This window comes from uncultured Lacinutrix sp. (assembly GCF_947500325.1).
In the GTDB taxonomy this organism is placed as follows: Bacteria; Bacteroidota; Bacteroidia; order Flavobacteriales; family Flavobacteriaceae; genus Lacinutrix.
This window is the reverse complement of sequence record NZ_CANMRQ010000026.1, coordinates 1-13,621: the sequence shown is the minus strand read 5'-3', so window position 1 is coordinate 13,621 and position 13,621 is coordinate 1. Positions and strand designations below refer to the sequence as shown.

The window sequence follows — 13,621 nt, the reverse complement described above, 5'->3', positions numbered from 1 at the left end:
GAGTAAACGTATTTACTATACGTTTGCTGCGTCTCTTAATCCTTGGATGTAAGAAGCTTTTTGAATTTGACGTCTGCGAGTTACAGAAGGCTTAGTGAAGAACTGGTTCTCTCTTAAGTTTTGCATCACTTTAATGTTACGGTGCTTTCTTTTGTAACGTTTTAAAGCTCTTTCTATATTTTCTCCGTCTTTAATTTCTATTCTTAACATATCTGTATATTATGTGTATTCTTAAAATTCAGGTTGCAAAGGTACGTTTTACTTTTAAATTCAACAAAAAGAATTATAATTTTTATTTGTTTTTTTCCAATTTTAGATGAAATAAATTTTTGCAGTATTAATCATTGCTATAATAATAAGTAAAACACCAGTTACTTTATTGACAACGAGCGTTATATTTTGAACTTTATTTTTTATAACTAAACTAAATTTACTGTATAAATATAATGTCAATACTTTACCTAAATAAACGCCTATAAAAAATAAAAACAAAATAGCTATTGACGATTGTAAAGATAACATATACATGCTATCATTAATATAACCTATCGCTACTAGCCAATACACTAATACTGGAGGATTTAAAATACCAGATAAAAAACCAGTTAAATATTTTGATTGAATAATTTTTTTCTTTTTAGAATTCTTTTCCTTTTGTTTTTTAAAGAATAAATAAGCTCCAATACAAAGCAGAATGAGAACAATTATAATTTGTAACCATTGATTTTTTTCGATAAAACTTTGAACAATTGTATTGCAATGTAGCGCGTAAAATGAAAGTATAACTTCTGCCAAACCTGCAGCAAAAGCAATTTTTAAGGCTTGCTTTGCATCGTGTTTTAATGTAGTATTTATTACAATAATATTTGAAGCTCCTAATGGAAGTGCACCAATAAAAGCTGCTAATAAACCTAATATAAAATAGATTGTTATCATGTACTTTTTGTAGATGAAAAAACAAAAAGCTTACAATGATTTTTATTAGTTATTCTTTTTTCTTCTTTTTCTTTCCAAACAAGTCTATAATATCTTTTACTGTATTTCCTGTTGATTTAGACGAGTCTGTTTTTGTAGAATCGGTTTCTTTATCGTTTCCAGAAAAAATATCTTGAATAATATCTGTAACTGGTGGAGAAGACTCTGTGTTTACTGAGTCTGTTTCATTATTATTTGTACCAAGAACATCACCTATCATGTCATTAAGCTTATCCTTGCCATCGTTAAGTAATTTTTGTTTTTGTATGTCTATTAACTGTGCTGTTAGTTTTTGCACACCACTAGTTAAATCTGTTTCTACTTTAGGTTTAGTAAATGAACCAGTTAAATTTGTAGTAACTGGGATTGTTATATTATTTACTTTGTCATCATTTATTTTTCCAATTAATCTATTAACTTCACTACCTAAATATTTTGCAGGTACATCTAGTACTAAATTGTAATTCATTGTTTTGTCAAAACCATGAGAACCATCTACGGTAATATTGATGTCTTCGTACTTTATATTAAATGGAGATATATTTACTTTGCCATCGTCAAATTTTAAAGCGGTTTTTAAGTTTTTTAAATCTAATTTTTCAAAGTCAATAAAATTTAAATTACTATTTAAAGCACTAAGTAGTTCAACATTTTTAGGAGTTACTTTGGTTGATAATAATTCGGCTAAAGCGCCTCCAGAAATAGAGCTTAGAATAGGAGTGAAGTCATCGCCTAAAACACCTTTTAAAGAAATAGCACTATTAAGTTTGCCTTGTAGTGCTTGAGCTATTGGAGCTAAACTTTTTAGCATGTCTAAATCGTTAAATGATTTAGATATATCAAAGTTCTCAATCCCTAAATCCATATTAAAAGTTGGGATTTTTGTTTTAGTATCTACAAGACCACTTAAAGATAAATTACCATCAAAAAGACTAGAAGTTACCTTTTTTAAGTCGGCTTTTTCATCTTTAATAACAAGCGTGCCTTTAACATCTTTTAGAGTTAAATTATCGTATAAAACCGTTTTAGCATCAGCATTAATAGTGCAATCTAAAAATGCTGGAATTTTTAAAGCATCGTCTGGCTCTGTACTTTGATTAACAGGTCTTTCTGAACCACCTTCAACCATAAAATCACTAACTGTAAAAGTATTTGAGTTTACATTAAAGTTTCCTTTTAATTTTTTATCACTCAATAAAAAGCCTAAAAGGTTATTTATATTTCCTGTAGCATCTAAGTCTGTTTTTCCTGTAGTGGCTTTAAAATGCTCTAGGGTGACAATGCCAGGTTTAAAATTAATATCTGCTTGAGATATTTTTATTGGATTTACAATGTCTACCGAAGAAAATTCAAAATCACTAATACTAATGTCACCGTTGTTTTTAATACGTTCATAAGCATTAGTATCTATAGCGTTTATATCAAAATTAGTATTGATTTTCCCTTTAACAATGCCTTGTAACTTGTTTTCAAGTTCTAAAGGATATGCTTTTGTAATATTTGCTAGATTAAGAATACCATCAATACTTGCATTTATTATTTGATTACTAGTAAGGTTCTTTATAGTTGCTGAAGATTTAAAAGCGTCTTCATCAATTTTAAAATCTAAGGTTTTAATATCTAGAAAAGTGTCATCTGTTTTTCCAGTAGTATTTTTTACCGAAGCATTTATACTAATATTTTCAACGCTTTTTGGTAAATCTGGATATTTAAACGATGCGTTGTTTGAAGCAATATTAATATCTATAGTAGGAATTGTATTGTCAGTAGCTAAACCTTTAATTATACCTTTTACTTTAAAATTCCCTGTAGTTTGTACGTCGCTAATGTTCTTAGAGTATACTGTAGGAATAACAGCTAAAAAATCTTTAAAATCTGATCCAGGGTTTTCAAAAGTAATATCGATATTTTGACCATTATCTACATTTTGGACAAAGCCATTAAATTCCAAAGGCAGATTGTTTATTAAACCTTTGTTTTTTTTAAATGAATATTTGTTTTGTTCTAAATCTAAGCCAATCAAAGCATCTAATTTAATTTTGTTATTACTTAAATATTCAGTGCTGTCAACAGCTAATGTTATATTTGCTTTAGTTTTAGTATCCATTTCTGAAACAGTTTCTGAAAAAACACCTTGGCCAGAATGATTAAGTTCGGTTATATAAATTTTATTATTAGCAACTTCATCTAAATAGGTGAAGGCACTATTTTTTATTGCATAATCTTGAATGTCAAGTTTGAAACCCTCAGAAGTTTCTGAAGTACTATTTTTAGTTTCACTTTCCTTAGCTATATCCCAATTTGAATCTCCAAATTTATTTGTCTTTAATGTTATTAATGCTTCTTCAATATCTATACTGTTTATAATTACAGGATTTTCACTTGCTTTTTTAAAAAGCTCTTTCACAGACATATCAAAAGAAAGAGACTTTACATCTGCTAGTGTTTCATTTTCAAATGGCGCTAAATTGGTAATTTTAAGACCATCAAGAGAAACATTGGCTTGGGGAAAACTGCTAATAAAACTTAAGCTAACATCAGTAAATTCAACTTTTGCATTTACATTATCGTTAATGAAATTGCGAACCATGTCTTTAATTTGAGATTGAAAAATAAATGGAGCTGTAACTAATATAATTATTAATATTAGTAAGGTTATACCTGTAATTTTTAATATTTTTTTCATCTTTAATGTTTGTCTTTCAACTTCGCTCAAGAAACTTAAGCATTAAATTTTAGGGTGTGTGTTATAATAGTTACGCAATAATGATACTAATTGTCGAAATGGGTTCTTAATTTAAGACAAATTTATAATAATTCGATTTCCTCGTTGATTTTTAGGTTAAAACGTTTTCTAAATAAATAAACACCTAAATATAAAAATGGAGTGTCTAAAGCGGCAATAAGAACCTTGAATAGAAAACCACTAACTAATAATCCTTTAAAATTTTCCCATGGAATAATACCAAAAGAGCATAGTAGAATTAAAATTGTAAAAGTGTCTACAAATTGAGAGAACCAAGTGGAAAAGTTATTTCTAAGCCACAATTTTCTACCATTGGTTAAACGTTTCCAAAAGTGGTAGATTTGAATGTCTACAAATTGAGCAAATAAGTAAGTTATCATACTTGCAAACACTGCGATAACAGAATTTCCAAAAACGGTTGTAAACATTTCATTGTTTACATAAGACCAAGATGTGGCAGGTGCTTCATTAGCAATTAAAATAATGAATAGAGAAAAAACCGAAGCAAAAATACCAGCAATAACAATGTCATTCGCACGCTTTTTACCATAGATCTCACTTATTAAATCTGTAATTAAAAAAGTTATAGGATAGGGTAATATACCAACCGAAATCTCGAATAATTTACTGCCAAAAATTTCAACATCAATAGGGTGCCAATAAAAAAACTTCTGAAAAATTAAATTAGAGACAACTAAAGATGTTATAAACAAGGCGCCTAAAAACAGGTAGATACGTTGTGCTAGAAGTTTGTTTTTTAGAGTCATTAAAATCGTTAATAAGTTCTTACAGTAAATATAAACTAAACCATTTACTTTTAGTTATTTTGCTTTCTCTTATGTTGCAGACACGAAATTTTTATATAGCGTTAGGAAGTAATACCGGTGATAAATTTAAAAATTTACAATCGGCAATAGATGCTATTTATAAAAAAATTGGTTGTGTTAGAGTAATATCTAAAGTTTATAAAACCCCAGCTTTTGGTTTTGATAGTGATACAGATATTGAAGATTTTTATAATGCTTGTTTAATTCTTGAGAGTGATTTAAAACCAAATAAAGTTTTAAAAGAATTATTAGAAATAGAAACTGGTTTAGGTCGTATTAGAACAAAAACTAAAGGTTATGAATCTCGAACAATAGATTTAGATGTTTTATTTATTACTTCTGGAAAGGAATCAGAGATTATTGATACTAAATCTTTAAAAGTACCGCATCCTGAGTTACATAAGCGTAAATTTGTTTTAGAACCATTAAACGCGATTGCTCCAAAATTTAATCATCCAAACTTAAATAAAACAATTTCAGAATTATTGGTAGATTGCGATGATGAAAGCGAATTAGAGTCTGTGAATATTTGGTTGAAGAATCCAAGTAAACAGCTTCATGATTTTTCAAAATATAATTACATAGCTATTGAAGGAAATATAGGAGCAGGAAAAACGACTTTAGCAACTAAAATGTCTAATGATTATAATGCAAAACTTATTTTAGAAAGATTTGCAGATAATCCTTTTTTGCCAAAATTTTATGATGATGCGCAACGCTATGCATTTACTCTAGAAATGTCTTTTTTAGCAGATCGTTATCAGCAAATTAGTGATGACTTATCTCAGCTAGATTTGTTTAAAGATTTTATGGTTAGTGATTATGATATTTTTAAATCACTTATTTTTTCTAAAATTACTTTGCATGAAGATGAGTTTAAACTTTACAGAAAGTTATTTTACTTAATGTATAAAGATATAGCTAAACCAGATTTGTATGTTTATTTATATCAAAATACAGAAAGACTCCAAGAGAATATTAGAAAAAGAGGCAGGGAATACGAACAAAATATAGATAACGAATATCTAGAAAAAATAAATTCTGGTTATTTAGAGTTTTTAAAGAATCAAACGGAATTAAATGTGAAAATTATAGATATTTCAGATCGTGATTTTATAAAGAGTAGAGAAGATTATCTTTTTATTTTAGATGCAATTTGTAAAAATTAAACGCTTTTGTCATACCATATTTGATACGGAATCTACTATTTTAGAAAAGATAACTTCGAAAACACATCCCAAAGAACAACACCACAGCTTACAGAAATATTTAATGAATGCTTAGTGCCATATTGAGGAATTTCAATAACATAATCACTCTTACTAACAATATCTTGAGAAACGCCTTTAACTTCATTACCAAATACTAAAGCATAAGTTGTATGCTCTTCTGGAGAGAAATTATTTAACATAGTAGCATTTTCAGCTTGTTCTATAGAGCAAATTTTTACGTTTTCTAATTTAAGTTTTTCAATAACAGTCATTGTGTTATCTGCATATTCCCAATCAACAGTATCAGTACTTCCTAAAGCAGTTTTGTGTATGTCTTTATGTGGAGGTTTAGCAGTAATACCACACAAGTAAATCTTTTCAATTAAAAAAGCATCACTGGTTCTAAAAACAGAACCTATATTGTTTAAACTTCTAATATTATCTAAAATAATAATGACAGGTGTTTTTTTTGCTAATTTGAAACTATCAACACTTAATCTATCAAGTTCATTATTTTTTAATTTTCGCATCTTATATTAATTGAATCAAACAGTTATCTTGTGAATAATTATAGATAACTTAAATGAAATTGACTTTAAAAAAAATCAATATTTAGTTACATTAGCAAACTTACTTAAAAACAGAATTCCATTGGCAAAAAAGACGAAAAAAGTAACGCCTTTAATGAAACAGTATAATGCAATTAAGGCAAAGTATCCTGATGCATTGTTGTTATTCCGAGTTGGAGATTTCTACGAAACCTTTGGCAGTGATGCTGTTAAAACTGCTGGGATTTTAGGGATTATTTTAACTAAAAGAGGAGCTGGAAGTGAAACAGAAACTGAATTAGCAGGTTTTCCGCATCACTCATTAAATACATATTTGCCAAAATTGGTTAAGGCAGGAGAGCGTGTTGCTATATGTGATCAATTAGAAGACCCTAAACAAACAAAAACGATTGTTAAAAGAGGAGTTACAGAATTGGTAACACCTGGAGTCGCTCTAAATGATGAAGTGCTCCAATCTAAAACTAATAATTTTTTATGCTCTGTTTATTTTGGTAAAAACAATATTGGTATTGCTTTTCTTGATATTTCTACAGGAGAGTTTTTAACATCTCAAGGAAATCAAGAATATATAGACAAGTTGTTACAGAATTTTAATCCAAGCGAAATATTAGTATCTAAGCAAAAGCGATTGCAATTTAATGAAATCTTTGGCGGCGATTTTCATACTTTTAATTTAGAAGATTGGGTGTATCAAACAGATTATGCTAATGAAACACTTTTAAAACATTTTAATACTAAATCTTTAAAAGGCTTTGGTATTGAAGATTTAAAAGAAGGCGTTATTGCATCAGGTTCAATTTTACATTATTTAGCAGAAACGCAACATAATAAATTAGAACATATTACTTCTGTATCAAGAATAGCAGAAGATGAATATGTTTGGATGGATCGTTTTACTATTCGAAATTTAGAATTATATAATTCAACTAATAACAATGCTGTTACATTATTAAATGTCATTGATAAAACAATCTCTCCAATGGGAGGTAGATTGTTAAAAAGATGGTTAGCATTGCCTCTTAAAAATGTTGAAAAAATAAAACAACGCCATGAAGTAGTCTCTTTCTTAAAAGCCGAAAAAACAATTCATGGAAAGATTCAAAATCATATTAAATCAATAGGAGATTTAGAAAGACTTATTTCTAAAACTGCGACAGGAAAAGTTAGCCCTAGAGAGGTAATACAACTTAAAAACTCTTTAGAAGCAATATTGCCAATAAAAGAGTTATCGTCAAATTGCGATAATGAATCACTAAAAGTAATTGGAGATACACTTCAGAGCTGTGATTTACTTAGAGAAAAAATTAAGATAACTATTAATGAAGAAGCGCCTGTAAATGTTTTAAAAGGAAATACAATAGCAGAAGGTTTTTCTTCAGAGTTAGATGAGTTAAGAGCTTTATCTTCTTCAGGAAAGGAGTATTTAGATAAAATGCTACAAAGAGAAAGTGAACGAACAGGTATTACGTCTTTAAAAATAGCATCGAATAATGTATTTGGGTATTATATAGAGGTAAGAAATACGCATAAGGATAAAGTCCCTGAAGAATGGATTAGAAAGCAAACATTAGTAAATGCAGAACGTTATATTACTGAAGAGTTAAAAGAGTACGAAGCGAAAATTCTTGGAGCAGAAGAAAAAATCCTTTCTATAGAACAGCAATTGTTTGGAGATTTAGTGATTTGGATGAACCAATATATTAAAGCTGTACAACAAAATGCATTCTTAATTGGTCAATTAGATTGCTTATGTGGATTTGCACAATTAGCTAATGATAATGATTATGTGTACCCAATAATTGATGATTCGTACGATTTAGAGATAAAAGAAGGGCGTCACCCTGTAATTGAAAAACAATTACCAATAGGAGAGCAGTATATAGCAAATGATGTGTTTTTAGATAGAGATACACAGCAAATTATTATGATTACTGGACCTAATATGTCAGGTAAATCGGCAATACTTAGGCAAACAGCACTAATAGTATTATTAGCTCAAATTGGAAGTTTTGTACCAGCAGAATCGGCAAGAATTGGATTAGTAGATAAAATATTCACAAGAGTAGGAGCAAGCGATAATATATCAATGGGAGAGTCAACATTCATGGTAGAGATGAATGAAACGGCTTCGATACTTAATAATATCTCAGATAGAAGTTTAGTGCTTTTAGATGAAATAGGAAGAGGAACAAGTACTTATGATGGTATTTCCATAGCATGGGCAATTAGTGAATATTTACATGAGCATCCAGCTAAAGCAAAAACGTTATTTGCAACACATTATCACGAGTTAAATGAAATGACAGAAACGTTTTCTCGAATTAAAAACTTCAATGTTTCAGTTAAAGAATTAAAGGATAATGTCTTGTTTTTAAGAAAATTAGTAGAAGGAGGAAGTGAGCATAGTTTTGGTATTCACGTTGCCAAATTAGCAGGAATGCCACAACAGGTATTACATCGCGCTAATAAAATTTTAAAGAAATTAGAAAAATCTCATTCTAGTGAAGAACTAACTAATAAAGTGAAATCTATAAAAGATGAAATGCAGTTAAGCTTTTTTAATTTAGATGATCCGTTGCTAGAAGAAATAAAAGAAGAAATATTATTGACTGATATTGATACACTTACCCCAGTTGAAGCACTAATGAAATTGAATGAAATAAAACGAATGTTAGTTAAGACAAAAGCTACTTAAAAAAAATATTTAATAATTTTTTTAAAAACACTTTGGTATTTGTAAAAAAGACTTAAATTTGCATCCGCAATAGCGATATTGTTATGTTCATTAAAAGACTGCGAAAGTAGCTCAGGGGTAGAGCATCACCTTGCCAAGGTGGGGGTCGCGGGTTCAAATCCCGTCTTTCGCTCTGAGATATTTCCTTTAAAAAATATTCCATGCTGAAGTGGTGGAATTGGTAGACACGTTGGACTTAAAATCCAATGTCCATTAGGACGTACGGGTTCAAGTCCCGTCTTCAGTACTAAGCCTCGAAAACATTTGTTTTCGAGGCTTTTTTTTGTAGTCTACGTAAGATTATAAGTTGCCTGTTTTAACTTAAGAAACAACAATTTAAAGACAGAAACATTACATTCATCTACAGAACTGTTAGCACTCATCTAAATTTAAAATATAGAATTGAATAGTTATAGATATTTATAATTGATTTTAAGTATTTAATAAGATTGAAGCTGAAGATAATACTTACAAAAAAAAGGAAAAACCTTATTTTTTGTAAGGTGTTTAAATATAGTTATGTATCCTATATTGTATAATTTGGTTCAAAATTAAACGAATCCCTCACTAAAATTATTAATATCCCTCTTAATTAAACCATGAATTTATAGTCATGGTTTAATTAAGAATATGAATAAACCCTACAATTGTAAAACTTTGGCGAGCATACAAAAGTAGGGTCAGGAATAATAACCAATTTTACTAATAAAACTGACCATTATGTTGAAATATTTTCAAAGTATTTTCTCAAGGGTTAATATATTATTTTTTAAAAATAATATATGTAGCTCTATAGGAAAAGGAACATTTGTTCAAAAAATAATTAAAAATCAATTTCCAAATAATAGGGTTAACGTAAAGTTTAATATATTTATTGTTCCTTATTTTTTATTAATATTTTTATTTGCTTTTTCTTTTGAAGCTAAGGCACAAGTAGTAAATACTTGGGGAGGTTTATCTGGTACTTTACCAGAAACTAATTTTCAAACAAGTAGTTTTTCTGCAATTGGTGATGGTACAACTTATGTTACTGTTGATATTGCAAGGTCTCCTTCTGCAACCGTTAGCGGAGTAGTCAATGCAGTTCCTCCAACAGTAACTCTTACAAGCAGTTTTAATAATTCAAGAGCTATTATAGGAGTATCTGGAAATACGTACACTTATACATTTAGTGAACCAGTACATGTCATTTTAAGCTCTCAAGAACATAGTGATCTTATAAGGACAGAGAATATTAAAATTTCTAGTCCAGATCCGGGAGCTTTATTTACAGGAAACCTTACCAATGGACAACCGGGACATTTTATTAATAATAATAATACTTCTGAAATCCATATTGGATCTAATGCATCAATTACTAGTGCAGGCACGTATTGGATAGTTCAAAGTAATATTGCAGTTACAACATTGTCAGTTGAATATTATGTTACAGATGCAACTGAGGCTGCTTCTGGAGAACCGTTTACGTTAGATTTAGCTCCTACACCATATATAAGGTTAGACGATACAAATCTAACTGGAGCTGGGGGAATAGATATAAATGTACCTGGTTGTTCTAATAGTTCAGAGTTTATAGATACTGCAACCACTGGAGCAACTTCTGTATTTACAGCGCCACACGGTCTTTCATTTATGACCATCACATTAACAAACCCACAAGATATAGGTAATGAGGATTTAAGTATAAAAGGAATTTTTCCAGGAATTTCAGTTACTGGTAACGGTACAACAACATTAACCGTTAATAATGATAGTGCAGATGTAAATACATTACGTAATACATTAGATGATTTAGTTTATAAAAATTCTACTGCAGTGCCAGAAACTGCTACTCCAAGAATTGTAGAAATTACGGTTACCGATCCTTTTGGAAATACCTCTGCAACTGCTACGGCAACTATAACATTAACTAATCCTCCAAATTCTGGTTCAACCTCTGGCCCTTTATATGTATTTACAACTGATACCACAGTTGATTTACTTACAGCTTTAGATGGAGCTCAAGATGCCGGAGGCACATGGGTTGATAATGATAGTACTGGAGCTTTAGCTGGAAGTATAGTAACCGTATCAGGTTTACCTTTAGGCCCTTCAACTTTTAATTATGTGGTTTCTGGAGCTGGACCATGTGCAGATGCAATAACAACAGTTTTAGTTATAAAATTAGAAGGAAGTGAAATAGCTTTAACAGCACCAGCTGCCTCTACAAATTGTGGAACTTTGACTACTAGTTATAGCAATGCAATTTTTTCGGCAAACTCAGACGATCCTATTTTTATTTTTGATGGTGGAGCAGGAGCAGGACAGTTAGAGTCCCCAATTGGAGGAGTAGGGACAACTTATGATTGGTATATATATAACCCAACAAGCAATTCTTATGATGATTACGCTTTAAATTCGACACCTTTACAAACTGGTTTAGTTGATGGAGGATATTTGGTGGTACGTAATGATGGAGGAACAATAGAAGAAGGAAGAGCATGGGTATGGAATACACAAATTCAACCAAATGCCGGAACCGATTTAACCGCTTGTCTAGGAGATACTATAAGCTTAAACGGTATTGCAGCTAACAATCCAACATTTACTTATTATGATCCAGTAGAGAGACCTTTCAAGATAACAGCTTCAACTATCTTTTCAGTGACTTTCAATATAACACATACCTATATATCCGATGTAGGTTATTATATGGTTTCTCCTGATGGTTTGATAACCATTCCTTTAGGGATAAATGAAAATGGATCCCCATGTTATGCAGCAGATAATGCTGTCAATTTAACATTTACGAATGATCAAACCATTGTACCAACACTTCCAGTTTTTGATATATGTGAATTCTCAAGAAACAATGCATGTAGTGGTGCAGGACCTGCTTTGACAGGAACTTATAATGCGTATTATGCAAATCCATCAAATAATTCGACTGTTTGTACTGTTTTTTCACCTGCTGTTGGTCCTACTCCAATTGATATAACACCGTTTATTGGTTATGATGCTAGGCAAGGTGGATGGAAAGTACAAGTATATGATTGTGAAAATTTAGATGTCGGCGAAATAGACTCCGTAATTATTTCTTTTTCAGAAGGAGCGAATACCTCTTCATTTACTAGTGGTGTTATTCCAGATGGTACCCCAGCAGCACAAATTAATGATGGGTCTTGTACACCTGGTACAGCTTCTATTTATGAAGTACCTTTTACTGCCCCAGTGGTAGCAGGAGAAACGCTTAATATCCAAAACAATATTGGGTTAAATAGTACCGGAGGATATGAATGGTCTTATAGTACAGATAGTGCAACAGGACCATGGAGTACAGGTTTTGAAAATGGAACATTAACACCTTCAGTTGTTGTTAATGAGACCACATGGTTTAGGCTTTCTGCAGATAATGGTACAGACTGTGGAGGTGAAGATGTTGTAGAAGTGACAGTAATAGATAATCCAAATTCTGGAATAAGTACAGATGCTTTTGTTTGCGCAGGAGATGCTGTTGTTGATTTAAATACGTTAATAACTGGAGCAGACTTAGGTGGTTCATGGAGTGTGTCTGGAAGTTCTCCAAATAATCCCGGAGGAGACTTTAGTGCAGGAGCAGAAACTTATGATCCTACTACAGGTGGAATTTATGAATTTGATTATACAGTAAATGCTATTTTGCCTTGTACTGTGAATGGAATAACATCGGTTACTGTTTCAGTACAAATGGCTCCAAATGCAGGTAGTGATAATACAATTTCGGCTGATACAACAACAGGTTTAATAGATTTGTTCACAACCCTTTTAGGAACACCAGATACAGGAGGAACTTGGGATTTAGATACGGTATCTGGTTCAGATGATCCTGGATCGAGTTTTGATCAAGGAGCAGGAACATTAGATAGTTCAGCTTTATCTTCAGGAACATATATCTTTAATTATACAGTAGCTAATTGTGCAACTTCAATAGCAACAATAACAATAAACTTTACACAAACAGCCGCAGATACGGATGGAGATGGGAATCCTGATCCGTCAGATCCTAATCCTGGTGCGCCAACAGCAGAAGATGATACAGCAAATACAGGTATTGGAATTCCTGTAACTATTGATGTTTTAGATAATGATGATTATTTAGATAATAATGATTTAACTAATGGAGGAATAACAACAGTTACAGATACAGGAACAGGAACTGCGAGTGGAATGGTAAGTATAGATACAACTACAGGCGAGATTACATATTCTCCTGCTAGTATGGAATATGGAGATGTTACCATCATTTATCAAGTTTGTAATGATGCAAGTGGATCATCAGTTTGTGAGCAAGCGACAGTAACAATCTCTATTACTGGACCAGATTCTGATATGGATGGCATTCCAGATGCCGTAGATCAAGATGATGATAACGATGGTATCTTAGATGTTGCAGAAGGACCAGGTGATCCAAGTGGGGATGATGATAACGATGGTGTACCAAATTACTTAGATGATGATCCAGCCGACCCAATGGTAGGCGATGTAAATGGTATGGTAGAGCCAGCATATGATACAGATGGCGATGGTGTTAGTAACCATTT

At 31.0% G+C, this 13,621-nt stretch carries 8 protein-coding genes and 2 tRNA genes; 5 read left to right on the top strand and 5 right to left on the bottom strand.

Annotated elements, in window-relative coordinates:
- Positions 1–15 precede the first annotated feature (15 nt).
- The 4 genes from rpsU to Q0997_RS18375 all read right to left on the bottom strand — a co-directional run bounded on the left by rpsU (position 16) and on the right by Q0997_RS18375 (position 4,488).
- Positions 16–210, bottom strand: coding sequence for a 30S ribosomal protein S21 (gene rpsU, locus Q0997_RS18390; RefSeq protein ID WP_299891667.1), 195 nt, complete (start codon positions 208–210; stop codon positions 16–18).
- 102 nt (positions 211–312) lie between these two features.
- A complete protein-coding gene (locus Q0997_RS18385) occupies positions 313–936 on the bottom strand; it encodes a LysE family transporter (protein ID WP_299891664.1) in 624 nt (207 codons plus the stop codon).
- A 49-nt stretch (positions 937–985) separates the two neighbouring features.
- The gene (locus tag Q0997_RS18380) at positions 986–3,661 is read right to left on the bottom strand and encodes an AsmA-like C-terminal region-containing protein (protein WP_299891662.1); all 2,676 of its coding nucleotides are present in this window, start codon (positions 3,659–3,661) and stop codon (positions 986–988) included.
- Between the two features lie 122 nt (positions 3,662–3,783).
- Positions 3,784–4,488 carry a queuosine precursor transporter gene (locus Q0997_RS18375; RefSeq protein ID WP_299891659.1) on the bottom strand — a complete coding sequence of 235 codons (705 nt, stop codon included), beginning with the start codon at positions 4,486–4,488 and terminating at the stop codon, positions 3,784–3,786.
- Positions 4,489–4,559: 71 nt separating this feature from the next.
- Between Q0997_RS18375 and folK the strand changes: the two genes are divergently transcribed.
- Positions 4,560–5,717 (top strand): 2-amino-4-hydroxy-6-hydroxymethyldihydropteridine diphosphokinase, encoded by a 1,158-nt coding sequence (folK, locus tag Q0997_RS18370; protein WP_299891656.1) that lies wholly within the window; start codon positions 4,560–4,562, stop codon positions 5,715–5,717.
- A 35-nt stretch (positions 5,718–5,752) separates the two neighbouring features.
- On the opposite strand, the gene Q0997_RS18365 is transcribed toward folK, so the two are convergent.
- A complete protein-coding gene (locus Q0997_RS18365) occupies positions 5,753–6,289 on the bottom strand; it encodes an RNA methyltransferase (RefSeq protein WP_299891654.1) in 537 nt (178 codons plus the stop codon).
- Positions 6,290–6,410: 121 nt separating this feature from the next.
- On the opposite strand from Q0997_RS18365, the gene mutS reads away from it, so the two are divergent.
- The 4 genes from mutS to Q0997_RS18345 all read left to right on the top strand — a co-directional run.
- Positions 6,411–9,023: a DNA mismatch repair protein MutS gene (mutS, locus tag Q0997_RS18360; RefSeq protein ID WP_299891652.1), complete on the top strand. Its 2,613-nt coding sequence runs from the start codon at positions 6,411–6,413 to the stop codon at positions 9,021–9,023.
- 100 nt (positions 9,024–9,123) lie between these two features.
- A tRNA-Gly gene (locus tag Q0997_RS18355) sits at positions 9,124–9,195 on the top strand.
- A gap of 30 nt (positions 9,196–9,225) precedes the next feature.
- A tRNA-Leu gene (locus Q0997_RS18350) sits at positions 9,226–9,309 on the top strand.
- 473 nt (positions 9,310–9,782) lie between these two features.
- On the top strand, positions 9,783–13,621 hold a 3,839-nt coding region (locus Q0997_RS18345; RefSeq protein ID WP_299891649.1), incomplete at its 3' end, for an Ig-like domain-containing protein.

Excerpts from the sequence above, each read along its gene's own strand:
- rpsU (WP_299891667.1), bottom strand. The coding sequence starts at position 210 with ATGTTAAGAATAGAAATTAAAGACGGAGAAAATATAGAAAGAGCTTTA.
- Q0997_RS18385 (WP_299891664.1), bottom strand. The coding sequence starts at position 936 with ATGATAACAATCTATTTTATATTAGGTTTATTAGCAGCTTTTATTGGT.
- Q0997_RS18380 (WP_299891662.1), bottom strand. The coding sequence starts at position 3,661 with ATGAAAAAAATATTAAAAATTACAGGTATAACCTTACTAATATTAATA.
- Q0997_RS18375 (WP_299891659.1), bottom strand. The coding sequence starts at position 4,488 with ATGACTCTAAAAAACAAACTTCTAGCACAACGTATCTACCTGTTTTTA.
- folK (WP_299891656.1), top strand. The coding sequence starts at position 4,560 with ATGTTGCAGACACGAAATTTTTATATAGCGTTAGGAAGTAATACCGGT.
- Q0997_RS18365 (WP_299891654.1), bottom strand. The coding sequence starts at position 6,289 with ATGCGAAAATTAAAAAATAATGAACTTGATAGATTAAGTGTTGATAGT.